The sequence below is a fragment of the Salmonella sp. NW884 genome (genome assembly GCF_051700745.1).
Lineage (GTDB): Bacteria > Pseudomonadota > Gammaproteobacteria > Enterobacterales > Enterobacteriaceae > Salmonella > Salmonella enterica.
The window spans coordinates 18,701-40,734 of the sequence record NZ_JAMMDE010000011.1; the positions used below are offsets into that span (position 1 = coordinate 18,701).

Below are 22,034 nucleotides of genomic sequence, written 5' to 3' on the forward strand. Positions count from 1 at the left end.
ATGGCTGATTACCAGGACAAAAACGTCGTCATTATTGGTCTGGGCTTAACCGGACTCTCTTGCGTGGACTTTTTTCTCGCTCGCGGCGTGACGCCGCGGGTGATGGATACTCGCGTGACGCCGCCGGGTCTGGATAAGCTGCCGCAAGAGGTTGAGCGTCACGTTGGCGGCCTGAACGACGAGTGGCTCTTAGCGGCGGATTTAATCGTCGCCAGCCCTGGTATTGCTCTGGCACATCCCTCTCTTAGCGCTGCCGCCAGCGCTGGAGTGGAAATTGTCGGCGATATCGAACTGTTTTGCCGCGAAGCGCAGGCGCCGATTGTGGCCATCACCGGCTCGAACGGCAAAAGCACCGTGACCACCTTAGTGGGCGAGATGGCGAAAGCGGCGGGCGTCAATGTCGGCGTTGGCGGCAATATCGGTCTTCCGGCGCTGATGCTGCTGGATGCCGATCGCGAATTGTACGTGCTGGAATTATCCAGTTTCCAACTGGAAACTACCTCAAGTTTGCAAGCGGCGGCGGCAACGGTGCTCAACGTCACTGAAGATCATATGGACCGGTATCCGTTTGGTTTGCAACAGTACCGGGCGGCGAAACTGCGCGTCTACGAGAAGGCGAAAGTGTGCGTAGTGAATGCCGATGACGCGTTGACGATGCCGGTACGCGGGGCCGATGAACGATGCGTCAGCTTTGGCGTCAATATGGGCGATTATCACCTTAATCGTCAGCAGGGCGAAACCTGGCTGCGAGTCAAAGGCGAGAAGGTGCTGAACGTGAAAGAGATGAAGCTTTCCGGTCAGCATAACTATACCAATGCGTTAGCGGCGCTGGCGCTGGCGGATGCCGTAGGTCTGCCGCGCGCCAGCAGTTTGAAGGCGTTGACGACATTTACCGGTCTGGCGCATCGCTTCCAGCTGGCGTTGGAGCATAACGGCGTACGTTGGATCAACGACTCGAAAGCGACCAACGTCGGCAGTACCGAAGCGGCGCTAAACGGTTTGCATGTGGACGGTACGCTACATCTGCTGCTGGGCGGCGACGGTAAGTCGGCAGACTTTTCTCCGCTGACACGCTATCTGACCGGCGATCGTATCCGCCTGTATTGCTTTGGGCGCGATGGCGCGCAGCTTGCCGCGCTGCGTCCGGAAATCGCCCAACAGACTGAGACGATGGAAGAGGCGATGCGTTTGCTGGCGCCGCGCGTTCAGCCGGGTGATATGGTGCTGCTGTCGCCCGCCTGCGCCAGCCTCGATCAGTTTAAAAATTTTGAGCAACGGGGCGATGTCTTTACCCGTCTGGCGAAGGAGTTAGGTTGATGCGTTTATCTCTCCCCCGTCTGAGAATGCCGCGCGTACCAGGCTTTGGCCTCCTGGCCTGGCTGTTTGCGGCGCTTAAAGGCTGGGTGATGGCTTCGCGCGATAAAGACGCCGACAGTCTGATCATGTATGACCGCACGCTGCTATGGCTGACCTTCGGGCTGGCGGCGATTGGTTTTGTCATGGTGACGTCGGCCTCCATGCCAGTCGGGCAGCGCCTGGCGAACGATCCGTTTTTGTTTGCCAAACGTGATGCGCTCTATATCTTCCTGGCATTTTGTCTGGCGATGGTCACGCTGCGTTTGCCCATGACCTTCTGGCAAAAATACAGCACGACGATGCTGATTGCGTCGATCATTATGCTGCTTATCGTGCTGGTCGTCGGGAGCTCGGTTAACGGGGCGTCGCGCTGGATTGCGCTGGGGCCGCTGCGTATTCAGCCTGCGGAGTTTACCAAGCTGTCGCTGTTCTGCTACCTCGCGAACTATCTGGTGCGTAAGGTTGATGAAGTGCGAAATAACCTGCGCGGCTTTTTAAAACCAATGGGCGTGATTCTGGTGCTGGCGGTGTTACTGCTGGCGCAGCCTGACCTCGGGACGGTGGTCGTACTGTTTGTCACCACGCTGGCGATGCTGTTTCTTGCCGGGGCGAAATTATGGCAGTTCATCGCCATTATCGGGATGGGCATCTCGGCGGTGATTCTGTTAATCCTCGCCGAACCGTATCGTATTCGCCGCGTTACCTCGTTCTGGAACCCCTGGGAAGATCCGTTCGGCAGCGGTTATCAGCTGACGCAGTCGCTGATGGCTTTTGGTCGCGGTGAGATATGGGGGCAAGGGCTGGGGAATTCGGTGCAGAAACTGGAGTATTTGCCGGAGGCGCACACCGATTTCATCTTCGCCATTATTGGGGAAGAACTGGGTTATATCGGTGTGGTATTGGCGCTTTTAATGGTATTCTTCGTCGCTTTTCGCGCGATGTCGATTGGCCGTAAGGCATTGGAGATTGACCACCGTTTTTCCGGATTTTTAGCGTGTTCTATCGGTATCTGGTTTAGTTTCCAGGCGCTGGTAAACGTTGGCGCGGCCGCGGGGATGCTGCCGACCAAAGGTCTTACGCTGCCGCTGATCAGTTATGGCGGGTCGAGTCTGTTGATTATGTCGACGGCCATTATGTTTTTATTACGTATTGATTATGAAACGCGTCTGGAAAAAGCGCAGGCGTTTACACGAGGTTCTCGATGAATGGTCAACCGAAGCGGTTAATGGTGATGGCGGGCGGTACCGGCGGGCACGTGTTCCCGGGACTGGCCGTTGCGCATCATTTAATGGCCCAGGGCTGGCAGGTTCGCTGGCTGGGTACCGCCGATCGTATGGAAGCGGATTTAGTGCCGAAGCATGGCATCGACATTGACTTTATTCGGATCTCCGGTCTGCGCGGTAAAGGCGTAAAAGCGCTTCTGGCGGCGCCGCTGCGGATTTTTAACGCCTGGCGGCAGGCGCGGGCGATCATGAAGCGGTTTAAGCCGGATGTCGTGCTGGGAATGGGCGGTTATGTTTCCGGCCCCGGCGGTCTTGCCGCCTGGTCATTGGGTATTCCGGTCGTCCTGCATGAGCAAAACGGTATCGCCGGACTAACCAATCAGTGGCTGGCCAAAATCGCGACCACGGTGATGCAGGCGTTTCCCGGTGCGTTTCCGAACGCGGAAGTGGTGGGTAACCCGGTGCGTACCGACGTACTGGCGTTGCCGTTGCCGCAGGTGCGTCTGGCCGGTCGTGACGGCCCGATTCGCGTGTTGGTGGTCGGCGGTTCTCAGGGGGCGCGAGTCCTGAACCAGACGATGCCGCAGGTTGCCGCCAGACTGGGCGATACGGTTACAATCTGGCATCAAAGCGGAAAAGGCGCGCAGCTCACGGTAGAGCAGGCGTATGCCGGGGCGGGACAACCGCAGCATAAGGTGACGGAATTTATCGATGACATGGCCGCCGCCTATGCGTGGGCGGATGTAGTGGTATGTCGTTCCGGCGCTTTAACGGTGAGCGAGATCGCCGCCGCCGGGTTACCGGCGATATTCGTGCCGTTTCAGCATAAAGACAGGCAGCAGTACTGGAATGCGCTGCCGTTAGAAAACGCCGGCGCAGCTAAGATTTTTGAGCAGCCGCAGTTTACTGTAGAGGCTGTCGCCGACACCCTGGCGGGGTGGTCGCGCGAGGCGTTGTTAACCATGGCGGAGCGTGCCCGCGCGGTATCCATTCCGGATGCTACCGAGCGCGTCGCCAGTGAAGTCAGCCGGGTTGCCCGGACATAATTTGTGGCGGTGCCTTTTGCATCGCAGGGTTTTTCTACCCTCAATAATTTGGGTTGCAGGCAAGCCAACGCATCTGCAATTTGAAGTATGGCGGGTATTGGAGTTAATGGCGTAAAGAATGAATACACAACAACTGGCAAAACTGCGTTCCATCGTGCCCGAAATGCGTCGCGTTCGGCACATTCACTTTGTCGGCATCGGTGGTGCTGGTATGGGCGGTATTGCCGAAGTTCTGGCCAATGAAGGGTATCAGATCAGTGGTTCCGATTTAGCGCCGAATCCGGTGACCCAGCAGTTGACGAGCCTGGGGGCGACGATTTTCTTTAATCATCGTCCGGAAAATGTGCGTGATGCCAGCGTGGTCGTTGTTTCCAGCGCAATTTCCGCGGATAACCCGGAAATTGTCGCGGCGCATGAAGCGCGTATTCCGGTTATTCGCCGTGCGGAAATGCTGGCGGAACTGATGCGTTTTCGCCACGGCATCGCCATTGCCGGGACGCACGGAAAAACCACAACGACCGCGATGGTGTCCAGTATTTATGCCGAAGCGGGGCTGGACCCGACTTTCGTGAATGGCGGACTGGTGAAAGCCGCAGGCGTTCATGCGCGTCTGGGCCATAGTCGTTACCTGATTGCCGAGGCAGATGAGAGCGACGCGTCCTTCCTGCATTTGCAGCCGATGGTCGCGATCGTCACCAACATCGAAGCCGACCATATGGATACCTATCATGGCGACTTTGAAAATTTAAAGCAGACGTTTATTAATTTCCTGCATAACCTGCCGTTCTACGGTCGCGCGGTAATGTGCGTCGACGATCCGGTCATCCGCGAGTTGCTGCCGCGGGTGGGGCGTCAGACCACGACGTATGGCTTTAGCGAGGATGCTGACGTCCGCGTAGAAGATTATCAGCAGATAGGGCCGCAGGGGCACTTTACGCTGTTGCGCCAGGGAATGCCGGATCTGCATGTCACGTTGAATGCGCCGGGTCGCCACAATGCCCTGAATGCCGCTGCGGCAGTGGCGGTAGCGACCGAAGAAGGCATCGCCGATGACGCTATCCTGCGCGCGCTGGAAAGCTTCCAGGGGACCGGGCGTCGTTTTGACTTCCTCGGCGAGTTCCCGCTTGAGCCGGTGAATGGTAAAGCCGGGACGGCGATGCTGGTGGATGACTATGGTCATCATCCGACCGAAGTGGACGCCACCATTAAAGCTGCGCGAGCAGGGTGGCCGGATAAAAACCTGGTGATGCTGTTTCAGCCGCATCGTTACACGCGCACGCGCGATCTGTATGACGATTTCGCCAATGTGCTGACCCAGGTTGATGCGCTGCTGATGCTGGACGTTTACCCGGCGGGCGAAGCGCCGATTCCGGGCGCGGATAGCCGTTCTTTATGTCGTACGATTCGTAATCGGGGAAAAATTGACCCGATTCTGGTTTCCGATCCGGCTCAGGTTGCGACAATGTTAGCGCCGGTGCTGACGGGTAACGACTTGATATTAGTGCAAGGCGCAGGAAATGTTGGCAAAATTGCGCGTTACTTATCTGAAATCAAGCTGAAGCCGCAAATCCAGGAGGAAGAGCAACATGGCTGATAAAATCGCGGTCCTGTTGGGCGGAACCTCTGCGGAGCGGGACGTTTCGTTAAATTCCGGCGCGGCAGTGTTGGCCGGGTTACGTGAAGGCGGCATTGATGCGCATCCCGTCGATCCGCAAGAGGTCGATGTCGCGCAGCTTAAAGCAATGGGCTTTCAGAAGGTCTTTATTGCGTTGCATGGCCGTGGCGGTGAAGATGGCACCTTACAGGGAATGCTTGAACTGCTCGGCCTGCCTTATACCGGCAGCGGCGTGATGGCCTCGGCGCTTTCAATGGATAAACTGCGCAGTAAATTGCTGTGGCAGGGCGCAGGCTTACCGGTTGCCCCGTGGGTCGCGCTGACGCGCGCTGAGTTTGAAAAAGGCCTTAGCGAAGAACAAAAAGCGCGAATTTCGGCGCTGGGTTTACCGCTGATCGTCAAACCCAGCCGTGAAGGCTCCAGCGTCGGTATGACGAAAGTAGTAGAAGAAAATGCTTTACAGGGTGCGTTATCATTGGCTTTTCAGCATGATGACGAAATACTGATTGAGAAATGGCTGTGCGGTCCGGAATTTACGGTGGCGATAGTTGGCGAAGAAATTTTACCGTCAATTCGTATCCAACCGGCAGGAACCTTCTATGATTATGAGGCGAAGTATCTCTCTGATGAGACTCAGTATTTCTGCCCTGCCGGTTTAGAAGCGTCCCAGGAAGCCGCGCTACAGTCTCTCGTCCTGCAGGCATGGAAAGCTTTAGGCTGCACGGGATGGGGGCGTATTGACGTCATGCTGGACAGCGATGGTCAGTTTTATCTGCTGGAAGCCAATACTTCTCCGGGGATGACCAGCCATAGTCTGGTGCCGATGGCGGCGCGTCAGGCGGGAATGAGCTTCTCGCAGTTAGTGGTACGAATTCTGGAGTTGGCGGACTGATATGTCGCAGGCTGCGCTGAACACGCGAAACAGTGATGAAGAGACGCCTTCTTCACGCCGCAATAATGGAACGCGTCTTGCAGGAATTTTATTCCTGCTGACGGTACTGTGCACCGTGTTTGTTAGCGGGTGGGTCGTGTTAGGGTGGATGGAAGATGCGCAGCGTTTACCGTTATCAAAGCTGGTATTAACCGGCGAGCGTCACTACACGCGTAACGATGATATCCGTCAGGCGATACTGGCTCTGGGCGCGCCGGGAACCTTCATGACGCAGGATGTGAACATTATCCAGAGCCAGATTGAGCGTTTGCCGTGGATTAAACAGGCCAGCGTCAGAAAACAGTGGCCTGATGAATTGAAGATTCATCTGGTTGAATATGTGCCGATTGCGCGTTGGAATGATCAACATATGGTCGATGCTGAAGGGAATACCTTCAGCGTGCCGTCAGACCGCATCGGCAAACAGGTTTTACCCATGTTGTATGGCCCGGAAGGCAGCGCGAGTGAAGTGTTGCAGGGATACCGCGAGATGGGGCAGGTGCTGGCTAAGGATAAATTCACTCTGAAGGAAGCGGCGATGACCGCACGTCGCTCCTGGCAATTGACGCTTAATAACGGTATTAAGCTCAATCTCGGCAGGGGCGATACGATGAAAAGGTTGGCTCGCTTTGTAGAACTCTATCCGGTTTTACAGCAGCAGGCGCAAACCGATGGCAAACGGATTAGCTACGTTGATTTGCGTTATGACTCAGGTGCGGCAGTTGGCTGGGCGCCGCTCCCCCCTGAGGAATCTAATCAGCAACAGAATCAGGCACAGGCAGAACAACAATGATCAAGGCGACGGACAGAAAACTGGTAGTAGGACTGGAGATTGGCACCGCGAAGGTTGCCGCTTTAGTAGGGGAAGTTCTGCCCGACGGTATGGTCAATATCATTGGCGTGGGCAGTTGCCCATCGCGGGGTATGGATAAAGGCGGGGTGAATGACCTTGAGTCAGTGGTGAAATGCGTTCAGCGCGCCATTGACCAGGCGGAATTGATGGCTGATTGCCAGATCTCCTCGGTATATCTGGCGCTTTCCGGCAAACATATTAGCTGTCAGAATGAAATTGGTATGGTGCCCATTTCCGAAGAGGAAGTGACGCAGGAAGATGTGGAAAACGTCGTGCATACTGCGAAGTCAGTGCGCGTGCGCGATGAACATCGCGTGCTGCATGTGATTCCTCAGGAGTACGCCATTGACTACCAGGAAGGCATTAAAAATCCGGTCGGTCTTTCCGGCGTGCGTATGCAGGCGAAAGTACATTTGATTACCTGCCACAACGATATGGCAAAAAACATTGTCAAAGCTGTTGAACGTTGTGGTCTGAAAGTTGACCAACTGATATTTGCCGGACTGGCGGCCAGTTATTCCGTGTTAACGGAAGATGAACGTGAACTGGGCGTCTGTGTCGTGGATATCGGCGGTGGTACAATGGATATCGCCGTTTATACTGGCGGCGCGCTGCGTCATACCAAAGTGATCCCTTACGCGGGGAACGTGGTGACCAGCGATATCGCTTATGCCTTTGGTACGCCGCCGAGCGATGCTGAAGCCATTAAAGTTCGCCACGGTTGCGCGCTGGGTTCCATTGTCGGTAAAGACGAAAGCGTTGAAGTACCGAGCGTAGGCGGGCGTCCGCCGCGCAGCCTGCAACGTCAGACGCTGGCGGAAGTGATTGAGCCGCGTTACACCGAGCTGCTCAATCTGGTCAACGAAGAGATATTGCAATTACAGGAACAGCTTCGCCAACAAGGGGTAAAACATCACCTGGCGGCGGGGATTGTGTTAACCGGCGGCGCGGCGCAAATCGAAGGGCTTGCTGCTTGCGCTCAGCGCGTGTTTCATACGCAGGTGCGTATCGGCGCGCCGCTGAATATCACCGGTCTGACGGATTATGCCCAGGAGCCGTATTACTCAACGGCGGTGGGATTGCTTCACTACGGGAAAGAGTCCCACTTAAACGGTGAAGCAGAAGTGGAAAAACGTGTTACGGCATCAGTTGGCTCGTGGATCAAGCGACTTAATAGCTGGCTGCGAAAAGAGTTTTAATTTTTATGAGGCCGCCAGATATTACGGCCTCAGGCGACAGGCACATGACGGAGAGAGATTATGTTTGAACCTATGGAACTAACCAACGACGCGGTGATTAAAGTCATCGGCGTCGGTGGTGGCGGCGGTAACGCTGTTGAACACATGGTGCGCGAGCGCATCGAAGGTGTTGAATTCTTCGCGGTGAATACCGACGCTCAGGCGTTGCGTAAAACGGCGGTTGGCCAGACCATTCAAATTGGTAGCGGCATTACCAAAGGTCTGGGCGCTGGCGCTAACCCGGAAGTCGGTCGTAACGCGGCGGACGAAGACCGTGAAGCGCTGCGTGCGGCGCTTGAAGGCGCAGACATGGTATTTATCGCGGCAGGCATGGGCGGCGGTACCGGAACCGGCGCGGCGCCAGTGGTTGCTGAAGTGGCAAAAGATTTAGGTATTCTGACCGTTGCCGTGGTGACTAAGCCTTTCAATTTTGAAGGCAAAAAGCGCATGGCATTTGCGGAGCAGGGTATCACCGAGCTGTCCAAGCATGTGGACTCGTTGATCACCATCCCGAACGACAAGCTGCTGAAAGTGCTGGGCCGTGGTATCTCCCTGCTCGACGCGTTCGGCGCGGCTAACGACGTGCTGAAAGGCGCGGTTCAGGGCATCGCAGAGCTGATCACCCGCCCGGGCCTGATGAACGTCGACTTTGCTGACGTGCGTACCGTGATGTCTGAAATGGGCTACGCAATGATGGGCTCCGGCGTGGCGAGCGGTGAAGACCGTGCGGAAGAAGCGGCTGAAATGGCTATTTCTTCTCCGCTGCTGGAAGATATCGACCTGTCCGGCGCGCGCGGCGTGTTGGTCAACATTACTGCGGGCTTCGACCTGCGTCTGGATGAGTTCGAAACCGTCGGTAACACCATCCGTGCCTTTGCGTCGGATAACGCCACCGTGGTTATCGGTACCTCTCTGGACCCGGATATGAACGACGAACTGCGCGTGACCGTTGTTGCCACTGGAATTGGTATGGACAAGCGTCCTGAAATCACTCTGGTCACCAATAAACAGGTGCAGCAGCCGGTGTTGGATCGTTATCAGCAGCACGGTATGGCGCCGCTGACGCAGGAGCAAAAAACGGTCGCGAAAGTGGTTAATGACAATACACCACAGGCGGCGAAAGAGCCGGATTATCTGGATATCCCCGCATTCCTGCGTAAGCAAGCTGATTAAGAATTAGCTGGAATTTGGGATTCTGGGCTCTTTGTGCTAAACTGGCCCGCCGAATGTATAGTACACTTCGGTTGGATAGGTAATTTGGCGAGATTATACGATGATCAAACAAAGGACACTTAAACGTATCGTTCAGGCGACTGGCGTCGGTTTACACACCGGCAAAAAAGTCACCCTGACATTACGCCCTGCGCCGGCCAATACCGGGGTCATCTATCGTCGCACCGACTTGAATCCACCGGTAGATTTCCCGGCCGATGCCAAATCTGTGCGTGATACCATGCTCTGTACGTGTCTGGTGAATGAGCATGATGTACGGATTTCAACCGTTGAGCACCTGAACGCTGCTCTGGCGGGCTTAGGTATCGATAACATCGTTATTGAGGTTAATGCCCCGGAAATCCCGATCATGGATGGCAGTGCCGCTCCGTTTGTCTACCTGCTGCTTGATGCCGGTATTGATGAACTGAACTGCGCCAAAAAATTCGTACGCATCAAAGAGACTGTTCGGGTTGAAGATGGCGATAAATGGGCTGAATTCAGACCGTACAATGGTTTTACGTTGGATTTCACCATCGACTTTAACCATCCGGCGATCGATTCCAGCAGCCAGCGCTACGCGATGAACTTCTCTGCGGATGCGTTCATGCGCCAGATCAGCCGTGCGCGTACCTTCGGTTTTATGCGTGATATCGAATATCTGCAGTCCCGCGGCCTGTGCCTGGGCGGCAGCTTCGATTGTGCCATCGTTGTTGACGATTATCGCGTATTGAACGAAGACGGCCTGCGTTTTGAAGATGAATTCGTTCGTCACAAAATGCTCGACGCGATCGGTGACTTGTTCATGTGTGGTCACAATATTATTGGTGCGTTTACCGCGTATAAATCCGGTCACGCATTGAATAACAAATTGTTACAGGCAGTCCTGGCAAAACAGGAAGCCTGGGAATTTGTGACCTTCCAGGACGACGCAGAACTGCCGTTGGCTTTCAAAGCGCCTTCGACGGTACTGGCATAACGACATACGCTGTCGTATAAAATTCGACTGGTTAACCTGGCACTCTCTCCGGCCAGGCGAGCCAGTCGTTTTTTTTACTATCCTTTATCTGCGCTTTCCTTAATACAGCCATTTTGACAGGGTTAAATGGAAACACGGCGCGTTCGCTGTTTTCTTAGCCGATTTTCACCTTAGCTTCTCGTCATTACTGCTGTAGCGCGTACGCTTTAATGATAAGATTTGTGCGCAAATTGTTTTGATTCCGTAAGCCCATGAGGGGCATATCAGGTGGCAATGACGTGAGTGGAATACTGACGCGCTGGCGACAGTTAGGCAGACGATACTTCTGGCCGCATCTCTTATTAGGGATGGTCGCGGCGAGTTTTGGTTTGCCCGCGCTCAGTAACGCCGCTGAAACCAATACGCCTGCAAGGACGACCGCCAGCACCGCGTCTAAAGTTAACTTTAGCCATCTTGCGCTGTTAGAAGCCTCTAACCGTCGTCCCAATTTCACCGTAGATTACTGGCATCAGCACGCTATTCGCACGGTGATTCGCCACCTTTCTTTTGCAATGGCGCCGCAAACGCTGCCCGTTGCCGACGCGCCGTCGCCATTACAGGCGCATCATATCGCCTTACTGAATACGCTCAGCGCGATGCTCACGCAGGAGGGCACGCCGCCGGCGATTGTTCGTCGCCTCTCCCTGGCGTATTTTGCGCCACAAACCGCATTTAGCATCCCGGCCTGGATAAGTCAGGCGCAGGGTATCCGCGCCGGTCCGCAACGTCTCAGCTAACGAAAAAAGACCCTTTTACTTTATTTGTAGCTCCGCGGCGCGGGGCATTTGAGACTTTATTATGCTAATCAAATTATTAACCAAAGTATTCGGTAGCCGTAACGATCGTACGCTGCGTCGTATGCGTAAGGCCGTCAGCCTTATTAATGCGATGGAACCGGAGATGGAAAAACTCTCCGATGACGAACTGAAAGCGAAAACCAACGAATTTCGCTCCCGTATTGAAAAAGGCGAAAGCGTAGAGAGCCTGATTCCGGAAGCGTTCGCGGTGGTGCGTGAAGCCAGTAAACGCGTCTTTGGGATGCGTCACTTCGACGTTCAGCTATTGGGTGGTATGGTGCTCAACGATCGCTGTATCGCCGAAATGCGTACTGGTGAAGGTAAAACGCTGACCGCAACGCTGCCAGCCTACCTGAACGCGTTGTCCGGCAAAGGCGTTCATGTGGTAACCGTGAACGACTATCTGGCGCAGCGTGACGCCGAAAACAACCGTCCGCTATTCGAATTCCTCGGTATGTCCGTTGGTATCAACCTGCCAGGTATGCCTGCGCCAGCCAAACGTGAAGCTTACGCTGCCGACATCACTTACGGCACTAACAACGAATACGGTTTTGACTACCTGCGCGACAACATGGCGTTCAGCCCGGAAGAGCGCGTGCAGCGTAAACTGCATTATGCGCTGGTGGATGAGGTCGACTCCATCCTGATCGATGAAGCGCGTACGCCGCTGATCATTTCCGGCCCGGCGGAAGATAGCTCGGAAATGTACAAAAAAGTGAACAAAATCATTCCGCACCTGATTCGTCAGGAGAAAGAAGATTCTGACACTTTCCAGGGCGAAGGCCACTTCTCCGTTGATGAGAAAGCGCGCCAGGTTAACCTGACCGAACGCGGTCTGGTGCTGATTGAAGAGCTCTTGGTGCAAGAAGGCATTATGGATGAGGGCGAGTCGCTCTACTCGCCTGGCAATATTATGCTGATGCATCACGTCACTGCCGCGCTGCGCGCGCACGCGCTGTTTACCCGTGACGTGGATTACATTGTGAAAGACGGCGAAGTCATCATTGTTGATGAACATACCGGTCGTACCATGCAGGGGCGTCGCTGGTCTGACGGTCTGCACCAGGCGGTAGAAGCGAAAGAAGGCGTTGAAATTCAGAATGAAAACCAGACGCTGGCCTCTATCACCTTCCAGAACTACTTCCGTCTGTATGAAAAACTGGCCGGTATGACCGGTACGGCGGATACTGAAGCCTTCGAATTTAGCTCTATCTATAAGCTGGACACCGTCGTTGTTCCGACCAACCGTCCGATGATCCGTAAAGATTTGCCGGATCTGGTCTACATGACCGAAGCGGAAAAAATCCAGGCCATTATCGAAGATATTAAAGAACGTACCGCGAACGGTCAGCCAGTGCTGGTCGGGACGATTTCTATCGAGAAATCTGAAGTGGTCTCCAGAGAGCTGACCAAAGCGGGCATCAAACATAACGTCCTGAACGCAAAATTCCACGCCAACGAAGCAGGCATCGTTGCGCAGGCTGGTTATCCAGCGGCGGTCACTATCGCTACTAACATGGCGGGTCGTGGTACCGATATTATGCTGGGCGGTAGCTGGCAGGCGGAAGTCGCCGCGCTGGAAGCGCCGACGGAAGAACAGATTGCGCAGATTAAAGCAGACTGGCAGGTACGCCATGACGCGGTTCTGGCTGCCGGCGGTCTGCATATCATTGGCACCGAGCGCCATGAATCCCGCCGTATCGACAACCAGCTGCGTGGCCGTTCCGGTCGCCAGGGCGATCCGGGTTCTTCCCGTTTCTACCTGTCGATGGAAGATGCGCTGATGCGTATTTTCGCCTCCGATCGTGTCTCCGGTATGATGCGTAAACTGGGGATGAAGCCGGGCGAAGCGATTGAGCACCCGTGGGTGACGAAAGCTATCGCTAACGCGCAGCGTAAAGTAGAAAGCCGTAACTTCGATATTCGTAAGCAACTGCTGGAATATGATGATGTGGCGAACGATCAGCGCCGTGCAATTTATACCCAGCGTAACGAACTGCTGGATGTGTCTGACGTGAGCGACACCATTAACAGCATTCGCGAAGATGTCTTTAAGGCGACTATCGACGCCTACATTCCGCCGCAGTCGCTGGAAGAGATGTGGGATATCCCGGGTTTGCAGGAACGCCTGAAAAACGACTTCGACCTGGAGATGCCGATTGCCGAATGGCTGGATAAAGAGCCGGAGCTGCATGAGGAGACGCTGCGTGAGCGCATCCTGGCGCAGTCCATCGAGGTGTATCAGCGTAAAGAAGAGGTGGTTGGCGCTGAAATGATGCGTCATTTCGAAAAAGGCGTGATGCTGCAAACGCTCGATTCCCTGTGGAAAGAGCACCTGGCGGCGATGGATTACCTGCGTCAGGGTATTCATCTGCGCGGCTATGCGCAAAAAGATCCGAAGCAGGAATACAAGCGCGAATCCTTCGCTATGTTCGCCGCGATGCTGGAATCGCTGAAATATGAAGTGATCAGTACCCTGAGCAAAGTCCAGGTACGTATGCCGGAAGAGGTCGAAGCGATGGAAATGCAGCGTCGCGAAGAGGCGGAGCGCCTGGCGCAGATGCAGCAGCTAAGCCATCAGGATGACGATGCCGCCGTGGCTGCCGATCTGGCCGCCCAAACCGGCGAACGTAAGATTGGACGTAACGATCCTTGCCCTTGTGGTTCCGGTAAGAAATACAAACAGTGTCACGGTCGCCTGAGCTAATGCGATAACCTTACCGGCCTGATAAGACATAATGTGTTGCCATCAGGTCGGTGCTGGCATTATTGCCGAAGGGCGCTACGCTTATTCGGCCTGGCATTGAACACAGATAAAAAGGCGCAGGCGACTGCGCCTTTTTTATGGATGCAACAAGATGAAAAAACTGCAAATCGCGGTTGGGATTATCCGCAACCCGAACGACGAAATTTTTATTACCCGACGCGCCGCTGATGCGCATATGGCGAACAAGCTGGAATTTCCCGGCGGAAAAATTGAAGCCGACGAAACACCAGAGCAGGCGTTGATCCGGGAGCTACAGGAAGAGGTGGGGATTACGCCAACACAGGTGACATTATTCGACACTCTGGAATATCAATTCCCGGATAGACACATTACGCTGTGGTTTTGGCTGGTTGAACGCTGGGAGGGCGAACCGTGGGGGAAAGAAGGACAGCCGGGACGGTGGATCGCGCAAAACGCGTTGAATACGGACGATTTTCCGCCGGCCAATGAACCGATTATTCGTAAATTACGCCAATTTGCGCCTTAGTGGGGGATCGCAACACGATCCCCATCGATCTTATTAGCGATTTAATGTCGACATAATTTCCGGCCAGTAGCGGGGGCCGGCCGCGGCGTCGTGAGGAAAAACCGCCTCAATTGCCGCCAGCTCCTGCGGGCTTAGGGTCAGTGATAACGCGCCGAGGTTTTCATCCACCCTGGCGCAGTGGCGGGTGCCGGGAATGGGAACGATGTGCCTGTTGCGGGCCAGCAGCCAGGCCAGCGCTAATTGTGCGGGGGTACACTCTTTTTCGCGTGCCATTTGTTTTATTGCTTCAGCCAGACGTAAATTGCGCGAGAAGTTCTCACCCATGAACCTGGGATTTGTGCGACGGAAGTCATTCGCAGCAAAATCTTCTGGCGTTTTAATCGTACCGGTCAGAAATCCGCGTCCCAGCGGGCTGTAAGCGACGAATCCTATACCCAACCGTTCACAGGTGGAAAGTGCTGAAATTTCCGCTTCGCGGGACCAAAGCGAATACTCACTTTGCAGCGCGGTAATAGGGTGAACGTTATGGGCGCGTTCCAGCGTTTGCGTTGATGCTTCGGATAGCCCGAGATAACGCACTTTTCCCTCGCGCACCAGGTCCGCCATTGCACCGACAGTCTCTTCTATGGGAACTGATGGATCAACGCGATGTTGATAGTACAGATCGATATGATCAACCCCCAGGCGTTGCAGGCTTTGCTCACAACTACGGCGAACGTACTCCGGTCTGCCATTGACGCCACGCGCCATAGGGTTAGCAGGGTCGAGAACGATACCAAATTTCGTCGCTAAAAATACCCGATCGCGACGATCGGCGATGGCTCTTCCGACTAACCTTTCATTGGTATAAGGGCCATACATATCTGCGGTATCGAGCAGTGTTACCCCCTGATCTAACGCATAATGTAGCGTCTTAATTGAGGTGCTGTCGTCATGAGCGCCGTAAAATGCGCTCATGCCCATACATCCCAGTCCGATGGCTGACACTCGCGGTCCGTTTGCGCCTAATGTACGATATTGCATACTACCTCCATGAGGTTATTTTGAGCATGGCAGGCAGTCTATACCTGGCGTATAAGATGAAAAATAGGGGGAATAAGCATGGTTTATGAAGGCTGGCTTAATAATGCGTCATGATGTGATGTCCATATTGCATGCTTTTTGCATGATTGCTGAAAACCATAGCTTCACGCGGGCAGCGGCGCAGTTACATATTTCCACGTCGGCGTTAAGTCAGAATATGCGTCAACTGGAGGATGAACTTGGCGTGAAATTGTTGAACCGAACCACCCGGCGTGTCGGTTTGACAGAAGCAGGACATGCCTTTCTTGCCAGTATCAGGCCCGCATTGAACCATATTGATGAGGCGATGGAACATGCCCGCCAGAGCCGCGATATACCCGGAGGGACATTACGCCTGACCGTACCGCGCACGGCGGCTACGCTTCTGTTACAACCTAATCTCGCCGGTTTCATGCGCGATTATCCCGATATTCGGCTGGATATCGATGTGAATGACGGTTTTGTGGATTTAATTAACGAACGCTTTGATGCCGGTATTCGCTTTGGCGATGCGGTACAACTTGATATGAATGTCGTTCCGCTCGGTGATGTTTTACGCCCGGCGATCGTAGCATCCCCTGCATACCTTGCGCGTTTTGGCACGCCGCTGCACCCTCAGGAACTCATCAATCACCGCTGCCTTTGCCATCGTTTTACGCGTGAGAGCGGGCTATATCGGTGGGAGTTTGTTCATGGAGCGCAACGGCTGGAAATTACGCCGGAAGCCGCGTTAATGGTGAATGATAAAGCGTTGCGTCTCTCCGCCGCGCGTGATGGGGCAGGGCTAACCTATGTTTTTGAACAGGATGTCCATGAAGACTTACAGGATGGGCGGTTGTGTTCCGTACTTGAGGAGTGGCTGCCTGCGGCGGACCGGTTTTATTTGTATTATCCCGGCCGCGCGCATATGGCGCCAAAACTACGCGTATTTATTGATTATTTTTGTCATAAGGCGATATTGCCGTCTCAACAGAGCCATCACCGTTAGCGCTCTTCGCTCCAGTCGTCGCTATCAGACTGATCGCCGCTGCTGGCGATTCGTTTCTCTTCGGCGGCCCATTCGCCCAAATCAATTAACTGACAGCGTTTAGAACAAAATGGGCGGAAGGGGCTAATTTCCCCCCAGACGACCGGTTTACCGCAGGTCGGACAGTTTACGACGGTCACGTCAGACATTTTTACTCCTTAGCAACAGGCCAGTTCAAAATCAAGACGCTCCGGCACCAGACCATTTTCACTATCCAGCGGCATAAAGCGAATGGCAAAACGGCTCTTATGGCCGGAAATTTGCGGATAAAGTTGTGAATCGAGCGTCAGCATAAGACGCAGCAAATCGGCGTCGTCCCCGTTATCCTGATAAAAACCGTTCAGGCTGGTTTGCTTACGGAAAGGCGCTGAATTTCGGATCAGATCAAGCACCAAAGTCAGCGCCTGGGTGAGGGGATTCAGGCTGGCAAGCCAGCTTTCAATCTGGGCGTCGCGCTGCGCCTGTTGTAGGTGCAACCAGATATGCAGAGTGGGTAAATCGAAACTGCAACAGCCGCCAGGAATACTTAAGCGTTGACGCACAAGGGCAATCAAGCGATCTTCGCGTAGCTGCTGGCCAATCCTCGGGGCGGAGATCAGCACGCTGCCCGCCGATTTTAACTGCTGGCGCAGGGCTTCAATACGGTCTTGATCGACGCCGGGAACCTCAACCCAGGCCTGTAATTTACGCTGCTGGCGCTCCAGTTCTTTCAGCAGTTCGGTACGGACTTCACCCCGTTCGAACACATCCAGTAGATCGCTGATGTTACGGAAAAAATGCAGTGCGCCAGCATGGTCTGCAATTGGCAGGTTGATGGAGAGCTGTTGGATCAAAAACTCTATGCGCAGCCACGTACGCATCTTCTCATTGAGAGGGTGTTCAAATAGGACCTGGGTGTGCATTACGGTTTTTCCTGTGAGACAAACTGCGACGCGAGCTTAAGATAACTGGCGTGCAGGCGGGCCACATCTGATGCGATAGCATCCGGTGCGCCGTTATTATCAATAACATCGTCCGCCACGGCAAGGCGCGCTTCACGCGTCGCCTGCGCAGCGAGAATGTGTTCAACATGCTCGCGCGTAACATCATCACGCTGCATTGTGCGTATGAGCTGCGTTTCGGGCGTCACGTCAACCACCAGTACGCGGTTGGCTTTTTGATACAGCCTGTTTTCAACCAGCAGAGGCACAACCCATAACACATAGGGCGACGTAGCCTGTTGAAACTGTCGTTGGGTTTCCTGCTGAATTAAGGGATGAAGCAGAGCGTTAAGCCAGGCTTTTTCTTCCGGATGCGAAAAAATACGCTCACGCAGCGCCCGGCGACGTAACGTGCCGTCGGCGGCGATAAGTTCACAACCAAAATGTTCCGCTATTGCGTTCAGGGCGGGCTGCCCTGGCTCAACCATCTGGCGCGCGATAATATCCGCGTCGATGACGGTTATTCCGAGGTCAGCGAAGGCATCAGCGACGGTACTTTTACCGCTGCCAATACCGCCGGTTAAGGCTACGGTATACCTCATATCTCCAGCTTCCGGAATTTTAGTTTGACAATCAAAAGGTTAAATTTTAAGCATACAAAGACGATACGCTCTGAGCATTAACCTACTATTCGCCAGGTAAATTTATGGGATTGTAACGTAAAAAAAGAGAATTTCGCAGTCTTGTACGGCCATGATTAGTGCGTATGATAGCGTCACTGGAGTTGTGAGTTTCGATTTTTCGCCATTAACCCCAGGAATCCGCACATGCGTATTGAAGAAGATCTGAAGTTAGGTTTCAAAGACGTTCTTATCCGTCCTAAGCGTTCTACCCTCAAAAGCCGTTCCGATGTCGAACTGGAACGTCAATTCACCTTTAAACACTCAGGTCAGACCTGGTCTGGCGTACCGATTATTGCGGCCAATATGGATACCGTCGGGACGTTTGAAATGGCGCAAGCATTGGCCGGGTTTGATATTCTGACTGCTGTACATAAACATTATACCGTTGAAGAGTGGGCAGCTTTTATCAACACGGCTTCGGCTGATGTTCTGAAGCATGTGATGGTTTCCACCGGGACCTCTGATGCTGATTTCGAAAAAACCGTGCAGATTCTGGCGCTGAATCCTGCGCTGAACTTTGTCTGTATTGATGTGGCCAATGGCTATTCAGAACATTTTGTGCAGTTCGTCGCGAAAGCACGTGAAGCATGGCCGACAAAAACAATCTGCGCAGGCAATGTGGTAACGGGCGAGATGTGCGAAGAGCTTATCCTCTCCGGCGCCGATATCGTGAAAGTGGGAATTGGTCCCGGCTCCGTATGCACGACGCGTGTAAAAACCGGCGTTGGTTATCCGCAACTGTCGGCGGTTATCGAATGCGCTGACGCGGCGCATGGCCTGGGCGGCATGATCGTCAGCGATGGCGGCTGCACTATGCCAGGCGACGTAGCAAAAGCCTTCGGCGGCGGCGCGGATTTCGTTATGTTGGGCGGCATGCTGGCGGGGCACGAAGAGAGCGGCGGCAGCGTGGTAGAAGAGAACGGCGAGAAATTTATGCTGTTCTACGGCATGAGTTCGGAGTCTGCGATGAACCGTCATGTCGGCGGCGTTGCGAAATACCGCGCGGCAGAAGGTAAAACGGTTAAATTGCCGCTGCGTGGGCCGGTGGGCAATACCGCCCGCGATATCCTGGGCGGCCTACGCTCAGCCTGCACTTATGTCGGCGCGTCTCGCCTGAAAGAGTTGACCAAACGCACCACCTTTATTCGGGTGCAGGAACAAGAAAACCGCATTTTCAATAGCCTCTAATATTCTGGCTGGCGTAAATGTGCGCCAGCCTTATCCCATCCCGCTCATCGCGTCTCCCAGATGAAAAATCGGCAAATACATCGCCACCACCAGCGTACCGATAATTAAGCCGGTGATGATCAATAACGCCGGTTCCAACAGCGACGCCAGATTATCGGCCAGCGCCAGCGTAGTTTCACTGTGGTGACGGGCAAGGTTATGCAGCATGATATCGAGTGAACCGGACGCTTCGCCCGTTCTGACCAGTTGCAGGCATAGCGGACTAAATTCCTGGGTATTTTTTAGCGCCAACCAGACCGGATTGCCCGCGGCGATCTCCTGATGTACCTGCGTTAAACGCTGTGACCAGTAAGGGCAGCCGAGACTATCGATAGCGCTTTCCAGTCCCTGAAGAAAAGGAATGCCTGCGCTTTGGGTCAATGCCAGTACGGTGAATATTTGCGCTAGTTTCTGGCCTCTTATCAGGCGACCCATAACGGGAAGCCGTAGCAGAAGACGCTGCCGCTGCGCTTGCCAGGACGGCTTTTGTTTTACCCTGCGGTGAGCGATAGCAATGAGCATCGTCAGGAACAAGATGAGCCAACCCCATGCCGACCCCCATTGCGCTATCGCGATAATACCGCGCGTCAGAAGAGGGAGCGGGGTATTGAAGCTACGGTAAATGGCGGCAAATTCCGGCAGGACAAAGTGCAGCATGGCGAAAACGACCAGGGCGGCCATTGTCAGAATAATGGCGGGATAGCGCAGAGCCTTTTTCACGCTAACCGTAATCTGCCGTTGCGCTTTTTGCTGACGGGCCAGTTCAAAGCAGCAGTCGGCCAGTTTGCCGGTCAGTTCTCCGGTGCGGATCATCGTCTGGTAGAGCGGCGGAAATACCTGCGGCCAGGAGACTAATGCGCTGGAAAAAGGGACGCCCTGTTCAAGCTCGTGAGCCAGCGTGCGCAACAGCGCTTGCCATTGTCGGTGGGGATGCTGTTTCGCAAGGAGTTCCAGCCCTTCAGAAAGCGTCAGTCCGGCATGAATGAGCGTGGCCAACTGATGAATAATTTCAGCGCTTTGCTCTTCTTTCCACAGTGCGGCGTTAACGCCCATGCGCTTGATGCGAAGCGGCATAATGCGCTGATGTTGCAGGGTGATGATCAGCGCCAGACGATTGTCCACCCATACAACGTCTTGTTCCAGTTGACCTTTATCGTTAACGCCTTGCCAGCGCCAGAGCTGTTTAACGCTCATGGGGCATTCCCAGAACGCGCAGTATCTCTTCAAAGGACGTCATGCCTTGCTCAACGGCGCGACAGCCATTTTCAAAAAGCGTCCCTGTACCGGTCTGTTGGAGGTGGGCTTCCAGTGCTTGCGCCGATGCGCCGCTCGCAATTAACTGACGTAATGCCGGGGTAACGGTTAACACTTCGAATAACGCGGTTCGGCCATAAAAGCCGTGGTAGCAATGCTGACAGCCGTTTGCCTGCCAGCGCGGTAGCGCGCTGGGCCAAAGATTGGGCGATAGCACTACGGGATCGCTCAGGCGCTGTTTGCAGTGCGGGCAAAGCTTCCTTACCAGGCGTTGCGCTACCACCAGCGTAAGCGCCGATGAGATCATCCAGCGTGCTACGCCCATTTGCTGCAAACGTATCAGGGTTTCACTGGTGGAGTTCGTATGGAGCGTTGAAAGTACCAGATGGCCCGTTTGTGCCGCCTTAATGGCGATTTCTGCAGTGTCGCCGTCACGAATTTCACCTACCATGATGATGTCAGGGTCCTGGCGTAAAAGCGCACGCAGCACATTTTGAAAGGTGAGCCCGGCGCGGGGATGGATCTGCGTCTGGTTAATCCCATCCAGTGGAATTTCTATCGGATCCTCAACGCTACAGAGGTTGATACCCGGCGTATTCCGGGTTTGTAGCGCGCTGTATAGCGTGACCGTTTTTCCGCTACCGGTGGGGCCAGTCACCAGTACCAGCCCCTGAGGTTGCTGTAGGGCTTGTCTAAAAGCGGTAAGTTGTGCCCCGTACATGCCCAGCGTGTCCAGATCCAGCGTTTGTTCAACCTGATGCAATAACCGTAAGACGACTTTTTCGCCTTCTTTACAGGGAAGCGTGGCGATACGAAAAGAGACGCTGTCGCCCGTCAGGTCAACGGTAAATTGCCCGTCCTGCGGCAGTCGATGTTCAGCGATGTCCAAATTTCCCAGGACTTTCAATCTGGCCGTCAGCGCAAGCCCCGTCTCTTTGGCGATGTCCTGCAGAATATGAAGAACGCCATCGATGCGGAGCCTTATCCGGTAGCGGCTGGCGCCGGGTTCGAGATGGATATCAGAGGCGCGTTTCGCCATCGCCGAGCGTAATGTCTGATTGAGAAGCTGGGCCGCGGTTTCTCCGCCTTTCGCGGCGTTTGTCGAGGGAGCCTGATCCGGCTTATGCCGATGATTTTCCATTTGCTGGCGAGTCCAGCACACAATATCAATCTGTTTTTGCGTGGCGAAATGCAGAGCGTCCAGTAACGCATGAGAGGGCGCGTCGACCACCGCAACAGTGATACTGTTGCTGGCGCTATTGATCAGTACAGCCTGATGACGTTGACACAAGGTGTTGAGCTGAGCGTCTTTCATCTT

General features: G+C 54.4%; 20 protein-coding genes. 14 read left to right on the forward strand and 6 right to left on the reverse strand.

Going from position 1 to position 22,034, the window contains the following annotated elements; genetic code table 11:
* The 12 genes from murD to mutT all read left to right on the forward strand — a co-directional run bounded on the left by murD (position 1) and on the right by mutT (position 14,543).
* Positions 1-1,317 carry a UDP-N-acetylmuramoyl-L-alanine--D-glutamate ligase gene (gene murD / locus NA197_RS19460; protein ID WP_000796445.1) on the forward strand — a complete coding sequence of 439 codons (1,317 nt, stop codon included), beginning with the start codon at positions 1-3 and terminating at the stop codon, positions 1,315-1,317.
* Positions 1,317-2,561, forward strand: coding sequence for a cell division protein FtsW (gene ftsW, locus NA197_RS19465; RefSeq protein WP_001239803.1), 1,245 nt, complete (start codon positions 1,317-1,319; stop codon positions 2,559-2,561). The genes murD and ftsW overlap by 1 nt, the downstream gene beginning before the upstream one ends.
* On the forward strand, positions 2,558-3,625 hold the full coding sequence (gene murG / locus NA197_RS19470) for an undecaprenyldiphospho-muramoylpentapeptide beta-N-acetylglucosaminyltransferase (RefSeq protein ID WP_052867545.1): 1,068 nt from the start codon (positions 2,558-2,560) through the stop codon (positions 3,623-3,625). The genes ftsW and murG overlap by 4 nt, the downstream gene beginning before the upstream one ends.
* Before the next feature lie 118 nt (positions 3,626-3,743).
* Positions 3,744-5,219, forward strand: a complete 1,476-nt coding sequence (gene murC, locus NA197_RS19475; RefSeq protein ID WP_001096070.1) for a UDP-N-acetylmuramate--L-alanine ligase — start codon at positions 3,744-3,746, stop codon at positions 5,217-5,219.
* On the forward strand, positions 5,212-6,132 hold the full coding sequence (locus NA197_RS19480) for a D-alanine--D-alanine ligase (protein WP_000763895.1): 921 nt from the start codon (positions 5,212-5,214) through the stop codon (positions 6,130-6,132). The genes murC and NA197_RS19480 overlap by 8 nt, the downstream gene beginning before the upstream one ends.
* Before the next feature lies 1 nt (position 6,133).
* Positions 6,134-6,964 carry a cell division protein FtsQ gene (gene ftsQ, locus NA197_RS19485; RefSeq protein WP_000075728.1) on the forward strand — a complete coding sequence of 277 codons (831 nt, stop codon included), beginning with the start codon at positions 6,134-6,136 and terminating at the stop codon, positions 6,962-6,964.
* On the forward strand, positions 6,961-8,223 hold the full coding sequence (ftsA, locus tag NA197_RS19490) for a cell division protein FtsA (protein ID WP_000588463.1): 1,263 nt from the start codon (positions 6,961-6,963) through the stop codon (positions 8,221-8,223). Before ftsQ ends, ftsA begins: the two co-directional genes overlap by 4 nt.
* Positions 8,224-8,283: 60 nt before the next feature.
* Positions 8,284-9,435: a cell division protein FtsZ gene (ftsZ, locus tag NA197_RS19495; protein ID WP_000462785.1), complete on the forward strand. Its 1,152-nt coding sequence runs from the start codon at positions 8,284-8,286 to the stop codon at positions 9,433-9,435.
* Positions 9,436-9,535: 100 nt separating this feature from the next.
* Positions 9,536-10,453, forward strand: a complete 918-nt coding sequence (lpxC, locus tag NA197_RS19500) for a UDP-3-O-acyl-N-acetylglucosamine deacetylase (RefSeq protein WP_000595487.1) — start codon at positions 9,536-9,538, stop codon at positions 10,451-10,453.
* A 278-nt stretch (positions 10,454-10,731) separates the two neighbouring features.
* Positions 10,732-11,229: a secA translation cis-regulator SecM gene (gene secM / locus NA197_RS19505; protein ID WP_000014336.1), complete on the forward strand. Its 498-nt coding sequence runs from the start codon at positions 10,732-10,734 to the stop codon at positions 11,227-11,229.
* Between the two features lie 61 nt (positions 11,230-11,290).
* Positions 11,291-13,996, forward strand: coding sequence for a preprotein translocase subunit SecA (gene secA, locus NA197_RS19510; protein ID WP_064043212.1), 2,706 nt, complete (start codon positions 11,291-11,293; stop codon positions 13,994-13,996).
* Between the two features lie 151 nt (positions 13,997-14,147).
* Positions 14,148-14,543, forward strand: a complete 396-nt coding sequence (gene mutT / locus NA197_RS19515) for an 8-oxo-dGTP diphosphatase MutT (protein ID WP_000736058.1) — start codon at positions 14,148-14,150, stop codon at positions 14,541-14,543.
* Positions 14,544-14,576: 33 nt separating this feature from the next.
* On the opposite strand, the gene NA197_RS19520 is transcribed toward mutT, so the two are convergent.
* Positions 14,577-15,566: an aldo/keto reductase gene (locus tag NA197_RS19520; RefSeq protein ID WP_001200034.1), complete on the reverse strand. Its 990-nt coding sequence runs from the start codon at positions 15,564-15,566 to the stop codon at positions 14,577-14,579.
* Between the two features lie 85 nt (positions 15,567-15,651).
* On the opposite strand from NA197_RS19520, the gene NA197_RS19525 reads away from it, so the two are divergent.
* Entirely contained in the window at positions 15,652-16,593 is a 942-nt protein-coding gene (locus tag NA197_RS19525) for a LysR family transcriptional regulator (RefSeq protein WP_001538994.1), read from the forward strand.
* Here NA197_RS19525 and yacG read toward each other — a convergent pair.
* From yacG to coaE, 3 genes are read right to left on the reverse strand one after another with little or no spacing between them, the layout of a single operon-like run.
* On the reverse strand, positions 16,590-16,781 hold the full coding sequence (yacG, locus tag NA197_RS19530) for a DNA gyrase inhibitor YacG (protein WP_001286419.1): 192 nt from the start codon (positions 16,779-16,781) through the stop codon (positions 16,590-16,592). The two genes, NA197_RS19525 and yacG, sit on opposite strands and share 4 nt — an antisense overlap.
* 9 nt (positions 16,782-16,790) lie before the next feature.
* Complete coding sequence (gene zapD / locus NA197_RS19535) at positions 16,791-17,534, reverse strand: cell division protein ZapD (protein WP_000557441.1); 744 nt, start codon at positions 17,532-17,534, stop codon at positions 16,791-16,793.
* Positions 17,534-18,154, reverse strand: coding sequence for a dephospho-CoA kinase (coaE, locus tag NA197_RS19540; protein ID WP_001622535.1), 621 nt, complete (start codon positions 18,152-18,154; stop codon positions 17,534-17,536). The genes zapD and coaE overlap by 1 nt, the downstream gene beginning before the upstream one ends.
* A 225-nt stretch (positions 18,155-18,379) precedes the next feature.
* On the opposite strand from coaE, the gene NA197_RS19545 reads away from it, so the two are divergent.
* Positions 18,380-19,423, forward strand: a complete 1,044-nt coding sequence (locus tag NA197_RS19545) for a GMP reductase (protein ID WP_001217365.1) — start codon at positions 18,380-18,382, stop codon at positions 19,421-19,423.
* A gap of 30 nt (positions 19,424-19,453) precedes the next feature.
* On the opposite strand, the gene hofC is transcribed toward NA197_RS19545, so the two are convergent.
* On the reverse strand, positions 19,454-20,656 hold the full coding sequence (hofC, locus tag NA197_RS19550; RefSeq protein ID WP_023227646.1) for a protein transport protein HofC: 1,203 nt from the start codon (positions 20,654-20,656) through the stop codon (positions 19,454-19,456).
* The gene (gene gspE, locus NA197_RS19555; protein WP_023227645.1) at positions 20,646-22,031 is read right to left on the reverse strand and encodes a type II secretion system protein GspE; all 1,386 of its coding nucleotides are present in this window, start codon (positions 22,029-22,031) and stop codon (positions 20,646-20,648) included. Before gspE ends, hofC begins: the two co-directional genes overlap by 11 nt.
* Between the last annotated feature and the right edge of the window lie 3 nt (positions 22,032-22,034).

Bases quoted from the DNA above. Each gene is read 5' to 3' on its own strand.
- murD (WP_000796445.1), top strand. From the start codon at position 1: ATGGCTGATTACCAGGACAAAAACGTCGTCATTATTGGTCTGGGCTTA.
- ftsW (WP_001239803.1), top strand. From the start codon at position 1,317: ATGCGTTTATCTCTCCCCCGTCTGAGAATGCCGCGCGTACCAGGCTTT.
- murG (WP_052867545.1), top strand. From the start codon at position 2,558: ATGAATGGTCAACCGAAGCGGTTAATGGTGATGGCGGGCGGTACCGGC.
- murC (WP_001096070.1), top strand. From the start codon at position 3,744: ATGAATACACAACAACTGGCAAAACTGCGTTCCATCGTGCCCGAAATG.
- NA197_RS19480 (WP_000763895.1), top strand. From the start codon at position 5,212: ATGGCTGATAAAATCGCGGTCCTGTTGGGCGGAACCTCTGCGGAGCGG.
- ftsQ (WP_000075728.1), top strand. From the start codon at position 6,134: ATGTCGCAGGCTGCGCTGAACACGCGAAACAGTGATGAAGAGACGCCT.
- ftsA (WP_000588463.1), top strand. From the start codon at position 6,961: ATGATCAAGGCGACGGACAGAAAACTGGTAGTAGGACTGGAGATTGGC.
- ftsZ (WP_000462785.1), top strand. From the start codon at position 8,284: ATGTTTGAACCTATGGAACTAACCAACGACGCGGTGATTAAAGTCATC.
- lpxC (WP_000595487.1), top strand. From the start codon at position 9,536: ATGATCAAACAAAGGACACTTAAACGTATCGTTCAGGCGACTGGCGTC.
- secA (WP_064043212.1), top strand. From the start codon at position 11,291: ATGCTAATCAAATTATTAACCAAAGTATTCGGTAGCCGTAACGATCGT.
- mutT (WP_000736058.1), top strand. From the start codon at position 14,148: ATGAAAAAACTGCAAATCGCGGTTGGGATTATCCGCAACCCGAACGAC.
- NA197_RS19520 (WP_001200034.1), bottom strand. From the start codon at position 15,566: ATGCAATATCGTACATTAGGCGCAAACGGACCGCGAGTGTCAGCCATC.
- NA197_RS19525 (WP_001538994.1), top strand. From the start codon at position 15,652: ATGAAGGCTGGCTTAATAATGCGTCATGATGTGATGTCCATATTGCAT.
- yacG (WP_001286419.1), bottom strand. From the start codon at position 16,781: ATGTCTGACGTGACCGTCGTAAACTGTCCGACCTGCGGTAAACCGGTC.
- zapD (WP_000557441.1), bottom strand. From the start codon at position 17,534: ATGCACACCCAGGTCCTATTTGAACACCCTCTCAATGAGAAGATGCGT.
- coaE (WP_001622535.1), bottom strand. From the start codon at position 18,154: ATGAGGTATACCGTAGCCTTAACCGGCGGTATTGGCAGCGGTAAAAGT.
- NA197_RS19545 (WP_001217365.1), top strand. From the start codon at position 18,380: ATGCGTATTGAAGAAGATCTGAAGTTAGGTTTCAAAGACGTTCTTATC.
- hofC (WP_023227646.1), bottom strand. From the start codon at position 20,656: ATGAGCGTTAAACAGCTCTGGCGCTGGCAAGGCGTTAACGATAAAGGT.
- gspE (WP_023227645.1), bottom strand. From the start codon at position 22,031: ATGAAAGACGCTCAGCTCAACACCTTGTGTCAACGTCATCAGGCTGTA.